Raw genomic sequence first — 19,726 nt, 5'->3', positions numbered from 1 at the left:
TGGACCAGTTCAGTTGGGGAGGCTCACCCCTACACCGGATCGGTTCACATCGTGGATCGTGCCTTTGTATTCCTCGTACACAAAGGCTTCCATCTCGTGGCACGAGATGCAGAACTCTTTGGTGTTGGTGGCTTCCATTGCGGTGTTGAAACCGCCCCAAAAAATGATCCCGGCGACGAAGACGCCAGCAATGCCTGCAAGCGGCATGCCCCAAAATAGCGTGCGCCGCCAAAGTGGCTTTTTCGGTTCCAGACCTTCAGTCATTGTCCAGGCTCCGTTGTGTGGCTGGGTTGTTGGTCGACCCCATGAGGGGCAGCAAAAAGGGGCGGGCGTTTGGCCCGCCCCTTTGGGTGTCTTCAAATTGCCTTTATGTGACGTGGTTCGAACGGTTATAGACGTTGAACTTGCCCGTCGGAGCATAGAGACCCTTCACGCGCGTTTTTTCTTCAAGCGTCTGCGCGTCATAGATGACCATCTCACCATTTGGCTCTTTCGACGAAGCACGGTTCCATTTTGAAACCCAAACCTCGGTACCATCTTTGTTGAATTCGAAGTGAACTGCGACGTTGCCTTCTTCTTCAGTGATCTGGATGGTTTTCACGATCTCGCCGGTTTCCTTTGAAATGACCTGAACCGATTGTTGGACTTCAAGCTCTGGGTGCCTTGTCTGGTCAACCCAGACATAGTCAGAGTTCGGGTGGGTTCGGATGAACAGACCAGCGCCATCGGTTTCAACCTCGTAGCAAGTCTTCCAAGCATCGTCAGGACGACCTTCGGGATCGTTGCCCCAAACTGTCACAGTGCCTTCACCCAAGTGGGTTGCGCCAGCAACGGGACCACAATTCGGATCGTTCCAGTTGGCGCCCGGGCCGGGGTGTGGCAGCGGGGCGGTGTCGATCATGGCCTCAAGCTTGCGCTCTTTGGTGTCGACAACAACCATCTTGTTCGAGGCGTTTGCCGCGATCTGGAAGTAACGACCTGTCGGGTCAAAGAAACCATCGTGTAGGAACTTGGCCGAGTTAATCTTGTCGATCCGCAGGTTGTCGAGGTCAGAGTAATCAACCTGCCACAACTGGCCCAGTTCCTTCACCGCGACGATCCATGTGGGTTCGTTCGGCGTGGTGTAGATGGCAGCCACACGGCTTTCTTCAACATAGTCGCCATCCACGTTGGTACCGCGGGTCGAAACAACCTTAAGTGGCTCCATGGTTTGTGCGTCCACGATCGCGAAGTGCGGAGGCCAGTAAGCGCCACCTATGACGTATTTACCGTCGCCGGACACAGCCACGTCACGCGCGTCATAACCAATGGTCACTTCCGAAACCAGCATCTTGTCTGGCGTCTGCCAGAGGTCGATTTTGGTCATTTTTCCGTCGCGGCCCATTGTGTACCAGAAGCGTCCCGGGTTTTCAGGCTCTTCCAGTTTGTGATGCTCTGAGGCTTTCAGAACGTGCACAGCATAACCTGTCGGAATGTGCGCCAGAACTTCTTTGGTGTCGCCATCAATAACGGCCACTTTACCTACGTCACGCTCGATGACGACGAAGAAGTTTTCCCAGTTTCGGCCGTGCAGCGGCTCGGTCGGATAGTCAGCTTCCTCGACATAGACCTTGCGGGTCTCTCTCATCATGGCCAGTGACATTTCTGGCGGCTTGGGCGGATCCATTTGGATATAGGTCGCCATGTCTTTGATTTCCTGCTCGGTCATGATGTCCGAGAAGTTGTTCATACCGCCTTCAGTACCCCAAGAGATGATTTTCTCAAGGCGTTCCTGACCAAGCTTAAGTGTACCGCTGATGGTTTCAGTGCCGTCAGTGTTCTTGGTTTTTACGACTGGCTCAAGGCTTTTACCGGTTGCACCTTTGCGCAATACGCCGTGACAACCGGCGCAGCGTTCAAAGTAGAGTTGTTTTGAGGCTTCGAAAGCCTCCTCGCTCAGGGTTGGACCTTCGGCCATAGCCGGCAGAGCGACGCTGCCTAGCATCATGGCAAAGCCAATCCCCAGCGAATTTCGGATCTTCTTTTGGGTGGTTCCAAGTGACATGATCACTCTCCGTTTGCTTGGTGAGGCAACCGGAGAGTGCGCTTACAAACGACATGGTAACTTGACAATAGTCAACGAAGCTCACAAAAAAGTGAGCTTTCAACTTTGGGCTGCTTCAACAACAAGCCCCGGGCGCAGGATGTACATGGTCATATAGATCGCCGCAAAGGGTAGGTCGTTGGTGCCGTTTTCTAGGCGTTCCAATCCTAGCGACACACCACGCACGAACTGTCTGCTCAAGAGACTCAACAGTTCATTCTCTGAATCTCTGGCTTTAATCTGGCCCCGCCGCGAGGAAGTGACGACGAAGGGCATGAAAATTAGACCCGCGGCTTTCGTACGAGAGAGCAGCCTCAGGGAAGGCCAGCTCAAGTCTCAAAACTGGGGCAGATGCAGTACTGACTTAGGAGTTGTGGCGCCGGGCGTCGGGTGTCACGTTTTGCCCGGCACGGCGCCTTCTATTTGTGTGAAATCAGTCGAAACGGACACTCGTCACAGTGCCCATTGACAGATATTTCAAGGCTGATAGGGCAGCGATGAGTGATGCAGAACGACGCGTAATGTGCCTTCGGCATCTTTCTTGTAGCCAAAGCTTTTGTCGACTTTGGTCACGTTTCCATCCTTGTCAGTCAGGCTGATCCAGCCCATCCACATGGCGGCATTGCCTTCGATGAACTCAGCAGCTGTCTGGCTTTCCATCGAGCGCCAGCCCTGAATGGCAAAGCCAGCGTCCAGCGGGTATTCTTCGGAATGACCGACGAAGTAGGCCAGCGCGCCGTCTTGGTCTGTTCGAAAGGTCTGCACGCCGCTGGCCATGGTCGGTTTGAACAAAACCGGACCCATATTATAGCCGTAAACTGCATTCAGATGTGCCGTTGCAGTTTCACGCGCAGCGTCGACGCCGCCTTCCTCAAAAGCTTTCGAGATTGCGACTTTTCCATTGCCCCAAGCAATGCGTGCGGCCAGAAGCTCGTCCGTAGTGATCACTGGGCTAACCCTTCTCTTCATTCGCGTTCAATGGGGTATATCACAAGGATTACCCATGACGCCAGAGCGGGAAAGGATCAGGAATATCAACCCAGGATTGTGGATCGAATTCGGTCGTATCAAGCGAAGCCGCATTCAGTTTGGCGCAGATTGCCTCGCGATCAAGATCCGTTCCGATGAACACGATTTCCTGACGACGATCTCCCCATGGCTCGACCCAGTTGCGTGCGATCTCGGCCTGTGCCTCAGGGTGAGTGGGCAGTCGTTCTTCGGGCAGTGAGGCCCACCATAGGCCCAGCGGTTTGACGGAAGACATTGCGCCAGCAAGGCTGAATTCGACCGCCCATTCGGGGCGGGTTGCAATCCAGAAATGCCCTTTGGCCCGAATGGTGCCGGGTAGCGGACCGTTTAGCACGTCGTAAAGCTTGGCGGGGTCGAACGGCGCACGGGCGTTATAAACGAACGAGGTGATGCCATATTCTTCATCCTCGGGCACGTGATTGGCAAAGCCATACAACTCTTTCGCCCACATCGGATGTTCATGGGCCGTGTCAAAGTCGAACAGGCCCGTATCCAGAATTTTGTCCGAGGCGACGTCCGAGTGATTGGTTTCGATGATCTTTGCGTCGGCATTTAGGCTGCGGATGATTTTGCGGGCCGCGTCGGTCCGTTCGGGCCCTGCATCCGCCACCTTGTTCAGGATCACCACATCGGCAAATTCGATCTGTTCGGTTAGCAGGCTGACAAGGCTACGGTCGTCCTGCTCGCCCAGCGACTCGCCGCGATCGGTCAGGAAATCATGGCTGGAATAGTCCTGCAGCATGTTCACCGCGTCCACGACGGTCACCATCGTGTCCAGTCGCGCGACGTCTGACAGGCTTTCGCCATGCTCGTCCCGGAAGTCAAAGGTGGCGGCGACGGGCAGAGGTTCTGAAATCCCGGTGCTTTCGATCAGAAGATAATCAAAGCGGCCTTCTTGAGACAACTGGCGAACTTCTTTCAACAGGTCATCACGCAGGGTACAACAGATGCAACCGTTTGACATCTCGACTAGTTTTTCTTCCGAGCGGGACAGTTCGGTTCCCTCGCGCACCAGATCCGCGTCGATATTCACTTCGGACATATCATTGACGATGACGGCGACGCGGCGGCCTTCACGGTTGTTCAGGACACGGTTCAGAAGGGTCGTTTTGCCTGCCCCAAGAAAGCCGGACAGGACAGTAACGGGAAGGCGGGGATCGGTGGCGATGGCTGGGGCGGACATCATGTGCTCCTGTAACGGGGTCAAAAGGGAGCTAGATCGAGATTTCGGTCGTGTGAACCATCATCCCATCAAGCTGTGCGTCTGGTTCGTTGGCCTGAAGGCGCAGGGTCTCTAGGCTGGCATCAAGCAAGCTTAGGCTCATGTTGCGGGCGATGACGACAACACGGCTGGTGGTGTCCGTGCCGGACCACGAGGTCAACGGAACCGGCGCGTCAAATATGTGCTGGACCCCGTGGAAGACGAAGGGCCAGCCCATGCCCTCGACATGTACGATACCCTTCATGCGAAGGATGTCGGGGCCGCGGATTGTGATCAGCGAGTCCAGCCAATAGTCAAAGACATTGGCCGGGATTGGATGCTCCAACTCGATCGAGGCCGAGATGATCTTGTGATCGTGATGTGCGTGGGCTGTGGGCAATGGCAGCGCGGCAGGGGCGCTATCAGGGGCAGCAAAGCCGGAAAGCCCGGCCAGGGGGTCAGGCGTCGCTTTTGCCATGCCCAGCCAGTCCGAGATATCGTCCGTCGTCACATTTGACCGCATTGCAGACAATCCAAACAGCGCGCCCAAAGGCACTTGGCCTTTTTGCGCCTTGATCCGCTTGGCGCTGCTGTTGATGCCAGCGATGCGAGTTTCGAAGCGGGTAAGTTCGGTTGGGGTGACAAGATCTGTTTTGCTAAGCACTACAAGGTCGGCCATCGCAATCTGGTTCACCGCCTCGCTTTGTTTTTCAAGCGTGCTGGGGCCGGTTGCCGCGTCGGCGACAGTGACCACACCGTCGGTGCGATAATGCGGGGCGATCAGGTTATCGACCACCATTGTGTGCATGATTGGGCCGGGGTCTGCGATCCCAGTGGTTTCGATCACCACCCGATCAAAGCTTAACTCCCCCCGCTTCCGGCGCGCCATCAGGGATGTCAGGGTTTTCGACAGATCCCCGCGGATCGAGCAACACAGGCAACCGGATTGCATCAGGATTGTCTCTTCGGTCGATTCCTCGATCAGATCGTGATCCAGACCGGCATCTCCGAATTCATTCATGACCACTGCTATGCGTCCAGCATTCGGATCGCGGATTAGGTGGTTCAGAAGGGTCGTTTTTCCCACCCCCAGAAAGCCGGTCAGCAAGGTGACCGGAACACGGCCGTCCAGTTCATCTGCGTTCATAAGACTTGTCCTTTACATTGCCGGCGTCCTGAGCGAGTAAAGAGTATATGTAATAGTATAACATCACACAAGGGGCGAGAATGAGCCAGATCCAATTTCAGCCGAGAACCTCGGTCGAACAGGTAGAGGAGAGCGCCGAGTTTGCGCCAAAGTTCGGCCCCGATGGGCTGATGCCCTGCATCACAGCAGATGCCGCAAGCGGAGATGTGTTGATGCTGGGATGGATGAATGACGAGGCGTTGCGCCTGACCATCGAGACCGGCGAGGCGCATTACTTCAGCCGGGCGCGTCAGGTGTTGTGGCACAAGGGCGCGACATCTGGATTGGTGCAGAAAGTGATCGAGGCGCGGATCGATGATGATCAGGATGCGATCTGGCTGCGGGTGGAAACCGCCGGGTCAAGGGCGTCCTGCCACGTGGGCTATCGGTCGTGTTTCTATCGTGCGATTCCCATCGGGGGTGATGCAGGAATGTCGTTGGTCTTCACCGAAGATCAGAAGACGTTCGATCCTGTCAAGGTCTATGGCGATGTGCCGAACCCGACGCAGCTGTAAGGTCTGACGGATGCAGGGTGGTTCCTTTGGCAAAACGGTGCATACACTCTGGCACAGCCAGCGCATCAAAGGTCTTGTCCGCGAACGCGTGGGTCAGGGCGCCCAATGTCTTGTGTCGGTGCGCGAGGTCATGTGCACGGATCCTGCCTGTGAGGGGCTGGCGACCGAAATCAGGGTCACTACTTTGCAGTTTCGCGAAATCCGTGTGCAGGTCCACAAGCCAGCAGACCAGGTCACGGCCGCCGATATTGCCTATGTGATGTAAAGGTGCGTTTAGGGCGCGGGGTAGAGCTTGCGCGCGCAACGCGGTAATTATCTCATCTGTCCATATTTCGGCTTGTGGGATCCGGTTAGGATGCGCAAATACACCCGAACGAAAGAAGAGGTCTTTCGATGGGGAAGGTTTTAGCATGTATCAGATTTCACTTGGATTGATTGGCGTTGGAACAATGGGCGGTGCCTTGGCGTTGAACTTGGCAGAGCATGGCTATGACCTGTCGCTATACAATCTCGATCCCAGAACCATTGATGTACTGATTGCGCGGGCAGGGGATCTGGCACCTCGTTTGCAGAAAACTGAAAGTGTCACTGAACTTGTGGCCTCGATGACGCCGCCGCGTGCAATTATGCTGCTGGTGCCGGCGGGTGGGCCGGTGGACGCTTCGATCGACGCGTTGATGCCGCATCTGGATCCGGGAGACACGATCATCGATGGCGGCAACAGCGATTTTCGTGACACGCAGGCACGGACAGCCAAGCTGGAAGCGGCCGGGCTGCAATATCTAGGTGTCGGGGTCAGCGGCGGCGAAGATGGCGCACGTCATGGGCCCTCAATGATGGTCGGTGGCTCGCAGCAGGTCTGGCAAAACCTGCAATCCGTATTCGAGGCCATCGCAGCCGATTTCGAAGGTACCCCCTGCGTTGCGCATCTTGGCCCCGATGGGGCGGGTCATTTCGTGAAGACCGTGCATAACGGGATCGAATATGCCGATATGCAGATCATCGCTGAGATCTATGGCCTTCTTCGCGATGGCGAAGCACAGAGCCCTGGTCAGATTTCTCTGCTATTCGGGCGTTGGAACCAAGGGGATCTGAACAGCTATTTGGTCGAGATCACGGCGGGTGCGTTGGCGGCTATTGACCCTGAAACGGGGAAGCCTGTTGTCGACGTGATCGTTGATCAGGCCGGTCAGAAGGGAACAGGGCGCTGGACGGTGATCGAGGCCATCCGCATGGGGCAGTCGGCGTCGATTATTGAAGCGGCGGTTGGCTCGCGGGTGGTGTCGTCAGAGCGCGCTGTGCGCCAGATGGCGGAAAGAGTTCTGCGCGAACAAGACATGCCCGTGGTTGGATTTGACGAGGATGATCTGGAGGCCGCGTTCCGTGTGGCGCGCGTTCTGGCTTACGCACAAGGATTCCGTATTTTGAAAGCGGCGTCCGATGAGTTCGGCTGGGGCTTGGATTTCGCCAAGATCGCCGAAATCTGGCGCGCGGGATGCATTATCCGTTCGGCTTTGCTAGATGATATCTCGGACGCTTTCCGCTCCGAACTTCCACAGGGTCGTTTGGTGCTGTCGGATCATTTTGCTGCGCTTCTGAAGGGCAATGTTGCCGCGTTGCGTCGCGTGGTCTCGACCGCCGTTTTGGCGGGGATCCCTGTTCCTGCGCTGTCTTCGGCTGTGTCCTGGTATGATGAGATCAGCAAGGCACGTGGCACGACCAACCTGATTCAGGCCCAGCGAGATATTTTCGGCGCACACGGGTTTCGCCGTTCGGACAAGGACGGAGATTTCCATGGGCTATGGTCGTGAGCAGGATTTATTCGATGAGAGGGCTGGGCGTGGCGAATTCCGCCTCGGCTTCTATAGCCTAGGCGGTATCTTCCCAAAAATTGGCGGGCATGTCGTGCAACAGCTCGGCCGCTTTGTCGTCAACCCAATCTTCGCGATCTTCCTTGGACCATGATGTGGCGTCAGGCTCGTGTGTCAGAAGAGACGTCGCCTTCGCCACCGCCTGTTTGTATTTCATGTCCTCGATCCGACCGTCGGGGATGATCGCGTAAACAAACTTGCCACCCATCGCGGCGGCAAGCTGTTCCATCTGCCGCAAGGATACCGCGCCGTCTTTCTCGCTTCGTTCGGCTTGGTACACGGCGTTCCGGCTGACCCCTTTGCGCTTGGCGACATAATCCGCAGACATCCCCAGCGCGCGCCGGACAGACGCAATCCACCCACGTTCCGGGGGATCTAACCCGTCGAATTGCTTGGCGGCGCGGTCAATCATGCGCGCAAGACGTCTTTGTTCAATAAAGTCTGGCATATAGGCCTGTTGGCTTAGCGATTTGTTGATCTCCCACACTACTAGAAACCTTTATTATAGGCAATCGCACTTTTTTGCACATATATACTTAAAATATCTATCCATAGTAGTTATATATTCATTGAAAGGAAACTTATGTACGAACTGCTTACATCCCCGAACACATTCCCTTTCGCGATCGCGCTTGCTGTCGTGACTGGTCTGTTTTTGCTTGAACTTCTCAGCGCAGTGCTGGGCGGATCTATTCTTGGGGTCGGAACGGATGCGCCTGATGTGGACGCAGATTTCGACTTTGACCTGTCGACCGAGCTTGATGCGGATATCGACATTGATATCGATGTGGTTGACGGCCCTGAAGGGGCAGAAGCCGCCGAGGCCGCAACCTCGGGTGGGATGTTTACCTGGATTGGTGCGCGTGACGTGCCATTCCTAATTTGGCTTGTTTCTTTTCTGACCATGTTTGGCCTGTTTGGGCTGATCCTGCAATCCATGCTGACAAGCACCATTGGCCTTCAGCTGCCCGCGCTTCTTGCGTCCGCCGCTGTAATCATCCCTGCCCTTGCGGTCACACGGGTCATCGCCAATTGGGTTGCGCTTTTGATGCCGAAAACCGAAACGACCGCCCTGAAGGCGCGACATCTTGGGGGATATAACGGGACGATCACCCAAGGCACGGCATCGCGTGGAAAACCGGCCGAGATCAAGATCAAGGACCGGCACGACAACATCCACTATCTGCGTGTGGAACCCCTGCGGGACGATGACGTCTTTCCGCAAGGCAGCGAGGTCACCCTGATCCGCAAGCGCGGCGACAAGTTCTTCGTGATCTGACCCGCGCCCTGCACCTCACGCACCCATTCACATTATAAGGAGTAGTTTCATGGATCTTTCATCCATTGCAGTCATTGCTGGCGTCATCGTTGGTCTTCTGGTCTTCATCGGCCTGATCATGGCCCGGCTTTATAAACGTGCCACCCGCGAAACCAGTCTGGTGAAAACCGGTTCGGGCGGCAAGAAGGTCATCATGGATGGCGGGACGATTGTCGTGCCCTTCCTGCATGAGATCTCGAAGGTCAATATGAAGACCTTGCGGCTTGAAGTTTCGCGCGTCGCTGAACAATCGCTGATCACCAAAGACCGTATGCGCGTTGATGTTGGCGTTGAATTCTATGTCTCGGTTAATGCGACCGAAGACGGCATTTCGCGCGCGGCGCAAACGCTTGGCGACCGTACCTTCCATGTCGAACAACTGCGCGAGATGATCGAAGGTAAGCTGGTTGACGGTCTGCGTGCTGTGGCTGCTCAGATGACCATGGACGAGCTGCACGAGAACCGCGCAAGCTTTGTACAGGAAGTGCAGAACGCTATCTCCGAGGATCTGTTGAAAAACGGTCTGGAGCTTGAAGCCGTATCGCTGACCGCACTGGATCAGACCCCGTTCGAGGCTTTGGACGAAAACAACGCCTTTAACGCAGTTGGTATGCAGAAACTGGCGGCGGTGATCGCGACGTCGCGCAAAGAGCGTGCCGAAATCTCGGCCGAAGCGGACGTGTCGGTTGCGCAGTCTGAAATGGAAGCTGAGAAGCGGAAGTATCAGATTGAGCGCGAGCAAAAGCAGGCCGAAATTGCGCAGATCGAAGAGATCCAGACCCTTCAGGCGCAGCAGGAAGCTCAGATTGCACGCAATCAGGAAGCGTCTGACCGGGCTAAAGATGAGGCGCGGATTGAACGCGAACGCGCTGTGCGTGCGGCCGAGATCGAGCGTGAACGTGCCATTCGTGAAGCTGAGATTGCCAAAGAACGTGAGCTGGAAGTGGCTGATCAGGAGCGTGCGATCATCGTTGCGAAGAAGTCGGAAGAGGAAAGCCATGCCAAGGCGTCCGCTGACAATGCACGTGCAGAAGCCAAGAAAGCCGCCGAGGCCATCGAGACCGCGCGGGCGGTTGCGGAAGCCGAACGTGTCAAGCGCATCGCATTGATCGAGGCCGAGAAGGAAGCCGAACGTCAAGCAACCGCGATCCGTCTTTCTGCGAACGCAGAAAAGGAAGCCGCAAGCGACCGCGCCGCCGCAAAGCTGGAAGAAGCGCAGGCGGATGCCAACGCGCTGACCGTCCGGGCCGAAGCGAAACGCACCGACATGCTGGCAACTGCTGAGGGTCAAAAGGCCATCGCGAACTCGGAAAACGAGCTGAGCGCCGAGATCATCGCGATGAAGGTCCGCATCGCGCAGCTGGAAGCCATGCCCGCTATCATCGCCGAAATGGTGAAACCGGCCGAGAAGATCGACTCGATCAAGATCCACCAGGTGACCGGCATGGGTCAGCCCGGTGGTGCCGTGGGCGAAGGATCATCTGGCACGCCGGTAAATCAGGCACTGGATTCGGTGCTGGGAATGGCGCTGCAAATGCCCGCTATGCAAGCCCTTGGTAAAGAGCTGGGGATCAGCATGGAAAACGGCATCGCAGGTGTCGCCAACGGGGCGATGGATGTCGAAACGCCCGCGCCGCTGCCCGTCGACGAGATCGACGCGGCGGATGCTGAAGTGCCTGTAAACTAACCAAAAACGGCCCCGCATGATGACAGCGGGGCCGTTTTTTCTTTGGGTGCGTGCGCTTACATCACCGCGCCGATTTGCCAGGGGACGAATTCGACCCCTCCAAATCCCAGCTCTTCGCTTTTGGTCCGCTCGCCCGAGGCCACGCGGATCATCAGCTCCAGCATCTCAGCTCCTTTGTCGTCAATGGATACGCCATCGGTCACGATATCCCCGCAGTTCAGATCCATATCTTCGGACAGGCGGGCGTACATTTCGGAATTGGTGGCAACCTTGATGCAGGGCGTGGGCTGATAGCCCGACACCGATCCGCGCCCGGTGGTGAACACGATCAGGTTCGCGCCCGAAGCAACCTGCCCGGTGACCGAACACGGGTCATAGCCGGGGCTGTCCATAAAGACGAAGCCGGGCGTGTCGATCTTTTCGCCGTACAGATAGACATCGCGCAGGGGGGCCGAGCCGCCTTTGGCCACAGCGCCCAGAGACTTTTCCAGAATGGTCGTCAGCCCGCCGCGCTTGTTGCCGGGGCTGGGATTGTTGTCCATCTCGCCATCATTGCGGGCGGTATAGTCTTCCCACCACTGGATCCGCGCGATTAGTTTCTCGCCAATGGCCTGTGTCTCGGCGCGACGGGTCAGCAGATGTTCGGCGCCATAGATCTCGGATGTTTCGGACAGGATGGTGGTGCCGCCCTGGCGCACCAAAAGGTCCGAGGCTGCACCCAATGCCGGGTTCGCGGTGATCCCTGAATACCCGTCCGAGCCGCCGCATTGCATGCCCACAGTGATTGCGCTGATGGGCGCGGGCGCGCGGGTTGCCTGATTGGCCAGCTCTAGAATGCCACGCAGTTCTGCCAGCCCTTTGTCGACGGTGCGGCGTGTGCCGCCTTCGTGTTGAATGGTCATATAGCGCAGTGCACCATCGGCGCGAATGGGGCGGTCGCCCACCAGATCTGCGAGCTGCATGATTTCGCAGCCCAGCCCGATCATCAGGATGCCGCCGAAATTCGGATGCTGTGCATAGCCTTTGAGCGTGCGAAACAGTGTGTCAAATCCAACGCCTTTATTGGCCATGCCGCAGCCGGTGCCATGCACGATGGGCACGATCCCGTCCACATTGGGGAAGGCGTCCAGCAACCCTTCATTCCGGGCCGCTTCGGCGATGAAACGCGCGACCGATCCCGAGCAGTTCACCGAGGTCACGATACCCACATAGTTGCGGGTGCCGACCCTGCCATCGGCGCGGTGAAAACCCTGGAATTGGCGCGTTTCGGTGATTGCGGGAAGTGGGGTGTTTTGGCTGGCGAAACCATAGTCTTGCTGATGCGCCCCCATGCCCAGATTATGGATGTGGACGTGATCGCCCGCGGCAATATCCGCTTTGGCCTGTCCGATGATCTGCCCGTATTTCACGATGTTTTCCCCGGCTGACACAGCACGGGTCGCGATCTTATGCCCCTGCGTGATGGGTTGCGACAGGGTCAGGTCAAGCCCGTCCAGCGCGCAGGCGTCCGGCAGGTCACACAGTGCGACGACCACGTTGTCTGTGGGGTGAAGGCGGATGTATTGGGTCGGCACGATAGGCTCCTTGGCAGACGGCTGAGTGAAGCTTTTTGGGGCTGAGGGGGGTTAATCCCGCAACTTATAGGCACGGGCAGCATTTCCGCCCAAAATTGCGCTGCGATCCGCATCCGAGAGGTCGGAGAGCAGTTGGTCGGTGACCTCGACCCAGCGGGCATAATCCCCGGCAAGGTTAAGAACCGGCCAGTCGCTGCCCCACAGCAGGCGGTCGGGACCGAATGTGTTCAGCAGGTGATCGACATAGGGGCGCAGATCGTCGACAATCCAGTCGGATTTGGCCTCGGTCAATAGCCCTGACAGCTTGCAGAAGGCGTTGGTGTTGTGCGCCAAAGCGCTCATGTCCTGCGCCCAGCCGTCCATCACGCCATCGCGGATCAGAGGTTTCGAGCTATGGTCGATCACAACCCGCATATCCGGGTGGCGGGCCAGCAGCTTGTGCAGGTTCGGCAGGTGGCGCGGCAGGGTCAGCGCGTCAAAGGTCAGATCACGAGCGATCAAAGCGTCAAAGACAGGCGTCAGGTCGTCGCGCAACATCCAGTCAGCGTCCGCGATGTCCTGAATTAGCGGGCGCAGGCCCACAAAAGCTGGGTGCTGCATATAGCGGTCGATCTCCGCGACCGACGCTGCGTTCTCGAAATCCACCCAGCCAACCACGCCTTTAATGAAGGTGTTTCTATCGGCCAGAGACAGCATAAAATCGGTCTCGGCCACAGTGGGGGCAGCCTGCACCAGAACCGTGCCATCTATGCCGGCGGTGTCCAGCATCGGGGCCAGATCTTCGGGCAAGAAATCGCGATAGATTGCGGCCAGATCATCGGATAACCAGCCATAGTCGCCACGGGCCAGCGCCCAGAAATGTTGGTGTGCGTCGATACGCATGTCTTATCCCCTTTTATATGGGTTCTGTGTCGGGATTGGGGCTTTGGGATGCAAAAGCCCCTCGGCCCGAAGGTCGTGCCAGAAGGCGGCGGGAATGTCGGTTGCGACCCAGTCCAGCGTCTGGGTCAGCTCGGCGCGTGACCGCAGGCCCGGAATGATCGAGACGACCAGCGGATGGGCGAGCGGGAATTGTAGCGCGGCGGCGGGCAGGGGAACGTTGTGGCGATCTGCACAGGCGCGTAAGGCGGACACGCGGGTGATCACCTGTTCCGGTGCGTCGCCATAATTCCACGTGGTGCCGCCGACCAGAATGCCAGAGTTATATGGCCCTCCAACGATGATCTGGGTCCCGGCAGCAGCGCATTCGGGGAACAGATCATCCAGCGGAGCCTGCTCTAGCAGCGTATAGCGTCCGGCCAGCAGAAAGACGTCCCAATCGCCGATTGTAAGCGCATCGCGACAGACTTGCACTTCGTTCACGCCCAGCCCGATGGCTTTGATGTTACCTGCGCTGCGCAGCTCGTCTAGCGCGCGGTAGCCACTGTCGCGCAGCGTGGCGAAGTGGTGCGCATTGTCGTCAGCGCCATGGGTCATCTCGCCTATGTCATGGACAAACAGGATGTCGATCTTATCCAGCCCAAGCCGTTGTTGGCTGTCCTCAAAAGACCGCATGATCGCGTCATAGGAGTAGTCAAAGACCGGGTGGAACGGCAGGGGATCGGGCCAGCCCATAGCAGCAGGATCGGCGGGCAGGCCGGGTTTCAGAAGGCGGCCTACTTTGGTGGATAGGACATAGTCGCGCCCGCGCAGCAGGTCGCCGATCATCCGTTCGGATTTGCCAAACCCATAAAAGGGCGCTGTGTCCACATAGCGATACCCGGCTGCCAGCACTTCGGGCAGCATAGCTTGCGTTTCGGTCGTGTCATTTGCGGTCATCAACCCGCCAAGAGGTGCGCCACCAAAGCCAAGAACCGGCAGATCAATCTGCGTGCCTGCAAGACGGCGGGTCGGGAATGAATTCACTGCGCATCCTCCTTGTTCTTTAGGCCGCCGAATACATGTGCGCCTTGTGGGGGGCGCGAACCTTATGCCCGTGTGGGCGTTTGGGGTCAGTAAATGTATAATATAAATAAAAACATTATGCACGTAGATTTCGAATGCAGTGGAAGGCTTTTCTGTCTGATCATCCCGATGGATTGTCGCTTTGAATTTGGGGTGGCCTTAAGATCTTGGCCGCCGCCGCTGCAGCGCCGAACCCATTGTCGATATTCACAGTCAGCACGCCCGGCGCGCAGCTGGACAGGGCCGAGCTGAGCGCTGCTTTTCCCTGTGCGCCAACACCGTAGCCCACCGATGTTGGCACCGCGATAATTGCACCGGGTAACAGCCCCCCGAGGACCGAGAAAAGCGCGCCCTCCATTCCGGCCACGGCGATCACCACCCGGTGTCGGGTCAGCGTGGGCAAGTGCTGTTCTAACCGCCACAGGCCGGCCACGCCCACATCGCAGATCAGATCGGCCCGCAGGCCTAGGAAACGTGCCGACAAAAGCGCCTCGCGTGCGACGGGAAGATCTGAAGTGCCCGCACAGACGACGGCAACTTCAGGTGCGTCGGCGGCGGGGATGGGTGCGCGATGGCTGGCCAATCGCGCCAGAGGATCAAGGGACAAGTGGGGCAGGGTCAGCGCGCCAAGATGCGCCATCTGCTCTGGCGTCAGGCGGGTTGTCAACAGGGGCGCGCTGCGCTCGTGATGCGCCATAAGGATGTCGTCGATCTGCTCCACGGTCTTGCCTTCGGCAAACACGACTTCTGGGACGCCGGTGCGTGCCTTTCGGGACCAGTCGAAAATCGTGTGCTCATCCATGGTGTTGATCCGCTTCCAGAGTGTCAGGCAATACAAAGGCACTGCCGCGTTGATAGGGTTTATGCCCCAGAAAGATGCGGCCAGCTTTTTGGCACTGTGCTGCAGCCAAGGCGGTGGCGGTTGTGGGAAGGTGGTCGGCTTCGATCACCACGCCATCGGCTGTGACCCGACAGCGTAGATCGCCCGGTACATGGTCGCGCAGAAGGGCTTCGACTTTGTCTACAAACTCCAGATCTTCGGGCGCGATCCGCAACCCGGTCATGATGCGGCTGGCCAGACAGGGCTGAGCGGGCAGCGCGGCGATGTCCGCAAGCCCAAACTGCACCGCGATCTGGCGCAGCGTAGCCTTGTCGATTCCGGCTTCGACAAAGGGATGACGCACACCGTGTTCTTTTGCGGCAATCAGGCCGGGGCGATAGTCGCCCAGATCATCAAGATTGGTGCCAGACGCTAGTGGTCCGGAACTGCGCGCGGCCATTGTGGCATAGAGGTTTGATTTGCAAAAATAGCAACGATCGTGAGGGTTTGCGCGATAGCGTTCATCGTTAAACTCGCCACTTTCAATCAACTTTAGCGGCCAGTTGTGACGCAGCGCATAGTCTTTCACCCGCTGTGTCGCAGCAGGTGGGACCGAGGGTGAAACAGCGTGGAGTGCGGAAAAACCGGGGACCACGCGGGCGGCGGTGAATGCAAGGGTCAGGCTGTCGACGCCACCGCTTACGGCCACGGTCAGGTTGGGCAGTTCACACAGGACATCGTGCAGGCGGATCAGGGGATCAATCGTCATCGCACTGTTCCGCTTGTTTTGCCTGCCATCGTCGTGCCTTCAAGGTGGAGGTCCGTGCCAAAGCGTCACTTTCGGCCTTGGACGTGGTGCCGCCGGGCCGGGCAACGGTTTTGATTGGTGTGCCATTTCGAACAGTTTCGGTGCGGGGCAATACATGGCGATGAGTCATGTCTACGCGCAATCCAATGGTGCTAGTTTCTTCAAAACAGCGCGTGATCACGTGGTCGCATTGGGCGGGCTGGGTCATCACGGTCACAGAAAACTGGGTGCGCCCCTTTTTGCCGAACCCGATCTGATATCCAGCATCCAGAACACCGTCTGCCGCGCGTAAATGGTCCAGCGCGACAGACAACTCTTCGGGGGTCATGTCGTCGATTTCAAACCGGATCAGGGAAACAGCTTGGGCGGGCGCGCTCAGTGTGTCGAGCGTCAGAATGCGAAGAATATTGGGGATGCCTGCAATCTGCATCTGGCCCGCTCCGGTGCCCCTGCTTGCAAGCAGTCCGCGTGGCGAATAGGGCAGAGGTGTTGGGATTAGATGCGCCAGGATTGCGGCGCCTGTGGGGGTGACGCGCTCGCCGCGCCCACCATCGTCAAACAGTTCAAACCCGTGCAACAATTCGGCGGTTGCCGGCGCGGGAACGGGGATCAGGCCGTGCTGCGTGCGGGTACGCCCGCCGCCTATTGGGATGGGGCTGGTGGAAAAGCTGCTTGCGCCGCTGCTTTCCAGAACCGAGGCCGCGCCGATGATGTCGGCCAGCGAATCCCAGTCGGCGATTTCGTGGAAATGTACCTGATCAACGGTCACGCCGTGGCACGCGGCTTCCGCTTCTGCCAGTTTTGAGAAGATCGCGATTGCGCGTTCTTGCACCGGGGTGCGCAGGGCGCTTTCAGCAATCCTCGCACGAATGTCGGCCCAATGGGCGGTGGGGGGCGCGTCGCTTGCGGTGATCACTTTGGCGCGCAGGCAGGCAAAGCCTTTCTCGCGCGTTTCCTCAAGCTCAAGTCGCACATGATCGGCGATCCCAGCGTCTTGCCAATCCTGCACTAAGGGTGTGCGGGCGTCGGGAAAGGCTGACAGCATAGCCCCCAGAAACATGTCGCCCGATATCCCGCCTACCGGGTCAAGATGCAGATGGCGGTTCATTGGGTGGCCACAGAAGGCATGCGCGGGGTGGCCTGAGGTACCACATAAGGACCTTCGGGGATCACGGCGATATCTGTATCACCATGGCGCGCGATGCTGTCGGCAATGGCAGTTGGCAGATCGGAAATCCGCTCGACCCCAGTGACGGCGAAATCATCATCGGACAGGGCTGGGGCGTAAAGCTGGATCTGCCCGACCCGCATGGGTTTCAGCTGCATTTCTGTCTGCCATTCATCCACGTCAGCGAAACTCTTCGCTTCCAGGCCAGCCAAAAACGCCTCTGGGCCCAAGGCGACCAGCCGTTCCTGAGCGGCGCGGAAATGGTCGGACCCGATGCCCTCGGCGCAAGAGGATGCGATGATCAGCGTGCCGCCTTCGGCCAGTATATCAAGCGGCGTGACCATGCCTTTCACCGTCTGGTAATAGGTCTGATCCAACGGATATCCGGCGGCCGAGGTAACCACGGTTTTAAACTTTCGCCCCACAGGGATCTCTGTATAGCCACGTACGAAATCCACGGCGGCCAGATGGCTTTCAACAATCTCGCCAAAGCTGCAATAGACCAGATTGCGCTTATCGTCGATCACGGTGTTCAGCGCATACACGTCGCCCAGACGGCGCACGATTTCCAGCTGCTCTTCATGCAGTGGATTGCCGTCCAGATTGCATTCGCGGGCCAAGGGGTGCTCCATGAAACGAGCGGAATGGAAGGTGCGGATGGTTTCGTGATGGGCGACGCCGGGGGCAACGACTTTGCGACCACCGGAAAAGCCCGCCATGAAATGCGGTTCGACCAGACCGGTGGCGATTTTCAAATCTGCCTCGACAATTCGGCGGTCAATCTTGATGGGGACGCCGCGTTTCGGGGTCACGCCAAGATCAATGTGATCGGCATCTTCCAGCGCAAAATGGTTTTCGACCCGGACGTTTTCGACCACCCAAGGATCACCGACCAGCTCGGCCAGTTCGTCGCCTTCGTTGGGACGGTGCAGCCCAGTGGCGATCAGCACGGTGATCTGATCAAGTGGAATGCCCTCGTTGGTGAGTGTCTCGATCATCGGGCGCAGAAACAGGTGGTTGGGGACGGGCCGGGTGATGTCGCAGATCAGGATACAGGCCGAGCGTTTGCCACGCGCCAGTTCCGCCAAAGGTGCAGATCCGTGCGGCGTCACGAAGGCCTGAGCGATCTGCTCATTGGGCGCGGTGCATGGCGGAAAGGCGGGTTTTTCGATCACATGGGCGCGGGCGGTTTCGGGCAGGGTCAGGGACAGGCCGGCCCGGCCAAAAAGTAATTCAATCGTCATTTGCAGTCTCCACCAGAACGACCCGGAAGTCGTTCACATTGGTATGAGTTGGGCCGGTCGTGACCAGCGCGTCGTGTTGGTCAAAAAAGGAATAGGCGTCGTGGCGCGACAGATGATCCAACGCGTCCTCGCGGTCCGCATTGGCGCGATGTTGCGGCAGCCAAACTGCGCCTGCATTGTGTTCCGATCCGTCGCGCCCATCCGTGTCGCAGGCCAGCGCGGCCATGCCTGTTTCGTCCCAAGTGGCCAGCGCGAAACCCAGCAAGAACTCGGTGCAGCGGCCGCCTTTGCCGGGCGTGCCGGTCACGGTCACGGTCACGGTGGCCTCGCCGCCAGAGATTAGCGCGACCTTGCCGCGTGCGGGTTGGCCGTGGCGGCGCACCTGTTTCGCGATGCCCCCCATAATTTTACCCATCTCGCGGGCTTCGCCTTCCAGTGCGTCACCCAGTAGGACCGGAGTGTATCCAGCAGCGCGGGCGACCTTGGTGGCGGCATCAAGCGATGCCTGCGGCGCCGCGACCACCCGTGTTTCGGTTTTTATATAACAGGGGTTGGATGGGGTTGGTGTCTCGGCGCTGGCTTGGTGCAATGCGGCCAGAATCTGATCGGGCAGATCCAAATCAAACCGGTCGATAATGGCGCGCGCATCTGCGGCTGTGGATGGGTCCGGCACTGTGGGGCCAGAGGCGATGTCGGCCGGGTCATCCCCCGGCACATCCGAGATTACCAGCGTCAGAACCTGCGCGGGATAGGCCGCCTGCGCCAGCCGCCCGCCTTTGATGGAAGACGTGTGTTTGCGCACGATGTTCATCTCGTCAATCGCTGCGCCCGAGGTCAGAAGCGCACGGTTGATCAACTGCTTGTCCTCAAGGTTGAGGCCAGCGCCCGGCACCGACAACAGTGCTGAGCCGCCACCGGAAATCAGGCAAAGCACAAAGTCGTCTTCATCCGCAGAACTGACCAGAGATAGGATTTCGTGCGCGGCATCTGATCCGGCCTGATCGGGCACCGGATGGCGCCCTTCGACAATGCGGATGCCGTCGCAGGGCAGGGCCGCGCCGTAGGGCACAATGACGATACCTTCGCACGGACCCCATTCTGCCTCGACCGCCTGCGCCATGCGGGCCGAGGCCTTTCCGGCCCCCACAACGATCACACGACCCGTCGGGCGTGGGGGCAAGTGGCCCGTTACGGCTTTCAACGGATCGGCGGCGGAAAGTGCCGCGTCAAACATGTCGTGAAGAAGGGTTTTCGTGTCCATGGGCAGGGTCTTTCAAG

General features: G+C 58.2%; 20 protein-coding genes. 5 read left to right on the top strand and 15 right to left on the bottom strand.

Going from position 1 to position 19,726, the window contains the following annotated elements; all coding sequences use genetic code 11:
• Nucleotides 1-9: 9 nt before the first annotated feature.
• The 6 genes from FIL88_RS16995 to FIL88_RS16185 form a co-directional block, all read right to left on the bottom strand.
• Nucleotides 10-264: a NapC/NirT family cytochrome c gene (locus FIL88_RS16995; RefSeq protein ID WP_142854929.1), complete on the bottom strand. Its 255-nt coding sequence runs from the start codon at nucleotides 262-264 to the stop codon at nucleotides 10-12.
• 103 nt (nucleotides 265-367) lie between these two features.
• Nucleotides 368-2,044, bottom strand: coding sequence for a cytochrome D1 domain-containing protein (locus FIL88_RS16200; protein ID WP_221931175.1), 1,677 nt, complete (start codon nucleotides 2,042-2,044; stop codon nucleotides 368-370).
• A gap of 99 nt (nucleotides 2,045-2,143) precedes the next feature.
• The gene (locus FIL88_RS16765; RefSeq protein WP_185961005.1) at nucleotides 2,144-2,284 is read right to left on the bottom strand and encodes a hypothetical protein; all 141 of its coding nucleotides are present in this window, start codon (nucleotides 2,282-2,284) and stop codon (nucleotides 2,144-2,146) included.
• Between the two features lie 276 nt (nucleotides 2,285-2,560).
• On the bottom strand, nucleotides 2,561-3,031 hold the full coding sequence (locus FIL88_RS16195) for a phosphoribosyl-AMP cyclohydrolase (protein ID WP_246066757.1): 471 nt from the start codon (nucleotides 3,029-3,031) through the stop codon (nucleotides 2,561-2,563).
• 49 nt (nucleotides 3,032-3,080) lie between these two features.
• Nucleotides 3,081-4,295 (bottom strand): GTP-binding protein, encoded by a 1,215-nt coding sequence (locus FIL88_RS16190; RefSeq protein WP_142854927.1) that lies wholly within the window; start codon nucleotides 4,293-4,295, stop codon nucleotides 3,081-3,083.
• A gap of 31 nt (nucleotides 4,296-4,326) precedes the next feature.
• On the bottom strand, nucleotides 4,327-5,460 hold the full coding sequence (locus tag FIL88_RS16185) for a CobW family GTP-binding protein (RefSeq protein ID WP_142854926.1): 1,134 nt from the start codon (nucleotides 5,458-5,460) through the stop codon (nucleotides 4,327-4,329).
• Nucleotides 5,461-5,540: 80 nt separating this feature from the next.
• Here FIL88_RS16185 and hisI point away from each other — a divergent pair, with 80 nt between their 5' ends.
• The 3 genes from hisI to gndA all read left to right on the top strand — a co-directional run bounded on the left by hisI (nucleotide 5,541) and on the right by gndA (nucleotide 7,825).
• A complete protein-coding gene (gene hisI, locus FIL88_RS16180; protein WP_142854925.1) occupies nucleotides 5,541-6,014 on the top strand; it encodes a phosphoribosyl-AMP cyclohydrolase in 474 nt (157 codons plus the stop codon).
• Nucleotides 6,015-6,024: 10 nt separating this feature from the next.
• Nucleotides 6,025-6,279 carry a hypothetical protein gene (locus tag FIL88_RS16175; RefSeq protein WP_142854924.1) on the top strand — a complete coding sequence of 85 codons (255 nt, stop codon included), beginning with the start codon at nucleotides 6,025-6,027 and terminating at the stop codon, nucleotides 6,277-6,279.
• Nucleotides 6,280-6,424: 145 nt separating this feature from the next.
• Nucleotides 6,425-7,825 (top strand): NADP-dependent phosphogluconate dehydrogenase, encoded by a 1,401-nt coding sequence (gndA, locus tag FIL88_RS16170; RefSeq protein WP_142854923.1) that lies wholly within the window; start codon nucleotides 6,425-6,427, stop codon nucleotides 7,823-7,825.
• Nucleotides 7,826-7,883: 58 nt separating this feature from the next.
• Here gndA and FIL88_RS16165 read toward each other — a convergent pair whose 3' ends face one another.
• Nucleotides 7,884-8,372 carry a helix-turn-helix domain-containing protein gene (locus FIL88_RS16165; protein ID WP_221931174.1) on the bottom strand — a complete coding sequence of 163 codons (489 nt, stop codon included), beginning with the start codon at nucleotides 8,370-8,372 and terminating at the stop codon, nucleotides 7,884-7,886.
• A 96-nt stretch (nucleotides 8,373-8,468) separates the two neighbouring features.
• Here FIL88_RS16165 and FIL88_RS16160 point away from each other — a divergent pair, with 96 nt between their 5' ends.
• On the top strand, nucleotides 8,469-9,164 hold the full coding sequence (locus tag FIL88_RS16160; RefSeq protein WP_142854921.1) for a YqiJ family protein: 696 nt from the start codon (nucleotides 8,469-8,471) through the stop codon (nucleotides 9,162-9,164).
• Between the two features lie 49 nt (nucleotides 9,165-9,213).
• The gene (locus tag FIL88_RS16155; RefSeq protein ID WP_142854920.1) at nucleotides 9,214-10,890 is read left to right on the top strand and encodes a flotillin family protein; all 1,677 of its coding nucleotides are present in this window, start codon (nucleotides 9,214-9,216) and stop codon (nucleotides 10,888-10,890) included.
• A 56-nt stretch (nucleotides 10,891-10,946) separates the two neighbouring features.
• On the opposite strand, the gene FIL88_RS16150 is transcribed toward FIL88_RS16155, so the two are convergent.
• The 8 genes from FIL88_RS16150 to FIL88_RS16115 form a co-directional block, all read right to left on the bottom strand.
• Nucleotides 10,947-12,464 carry a UxaA family hydrolase gene (locus tag FIL88_RS16150; RefSeq protein ID WP_246066756.1) on the bottom strand — a complete coding sequence of 506 codons (1,518 nt, stop codon included), beginning with the start codon at nucleotides 12,462-12,464 and terminating at the stop codon, nucleotides 10,947-10,949.
• Nucleotides 12,465-12,515: 51 nt separating this feature from the next.
• Nucleotides 12,516-13,346 carry an amidohydrolase family protein gene (locus tag FIL88_RS16145; RefSeq protein ID WP_142854918.1) on the bottom strand — a complete coding sequence of 277 codons (831 nt, stop codon included), beginning with the start codon at nucleotides 13,344-13,346 and terminating at the stop codon, nucleotides 12,516-12,518.
• Between the two features lie 3 nt (nucleotides 13,347-13,349).
• On the bottom strand, nucleotides 13,350-14,369 hold the full coding sequence (locus FIL88_RS16140) for an aldo/keto reductase (protein ID WP_246066755.1): 1,020 nt from the start codon (nucleotides 14,367-14,369) through the stop codon (nucleotides 13,350-13,352).
• 160 nt (nucleotides 14,370-14,529) lie between these two features.
• A complete protein-coding gene (larB, locus tag FIL88_RS16135) occupies nucleotides 14,530-15,210 on the bottom strand; it encodes a nickel pincer cofactor biosynthesis protein LarB (RefSeq protein ID WP_142854917.1) in 681 nt (226 codons plus the stop codon).
• Complete coding sequence (locus FIL88_RS16130) at nucleotides 15,203-15,997, bottom strand: ATP-dependent sacrificial sulfur transferase LarE (RefSeq protein WP_142854916.1); 795 nt, start codon at nucleotides 15,995-15,997, stop codon at nucleotides 15,203-15,205. Before FIL88_RS16130 ends, larB begins: the two co-directional genes overlap by 8 nt.
• Nucleotides 15,987-17,144: a nickel pincer cofactor biosynthesis protein LarC gene (gene larC, locus FIL88_RS16125; RefSeq protein WP_142854915.1), complete on the bottom strand. Its 1,158-nt coding sequence runs from the start codon at nucleotides 17,142-17,144 to the stop codon at nucleotides 15,987-15,989. The genes FIL88_RS16130 and larC overlap by 11 nt, the downstream gene beginning before the upstream one ends.
• Entirely contained in the window at nucleotides 17,141-18,448 is a 1,308-nt protein-coding gene (locus FIL88_RS16120; RefSeq protein WP_142854914.1) for a nickel-dependent lactate racemase family protein, read from the bottom strand. The genes larC and FIL88_RS16120 overlap by 4 nt, the downstream gene beginning before the upstream one ends.
• Nucleotides 18,438-19,709, bottom strand: coding sequence for a glycerate kinase type-2 family protein (locus tag FIL88_RS16115; protein WP_142854913.1), 1,272 nt, complete (start codon nucleotides 19,707-19,709; stop codon nucleotides 18,438-18,440). The genes FIL88_RS16120 and FIL88_RS16115 overlap by 11 nt, the downstream gene beginning before the upstream one ends.
• Between the last annotated feature and the right edge of the window lie 17 nt (nucleotides 19,710-19,726).

Origin of the sequence: Aliiroseovarius halocynthiae, assembly GCF_007004645.1 — a bacterium.
In the GTDB taxonomy this organism is placed as follows: domain Bacteria; phylum Pseudomonadota; class Alphaproteobacteria; order Rhodobacterales; family Rhodobacteraceae; genus Aliiroseovarius; species Aliiroseovarius halocynthiae.
The sequence above is the reverse complement of the archived record's forward strand: the minus strand, read 5'-3'. Positions and strand labels throughout refer to the sequence as shown.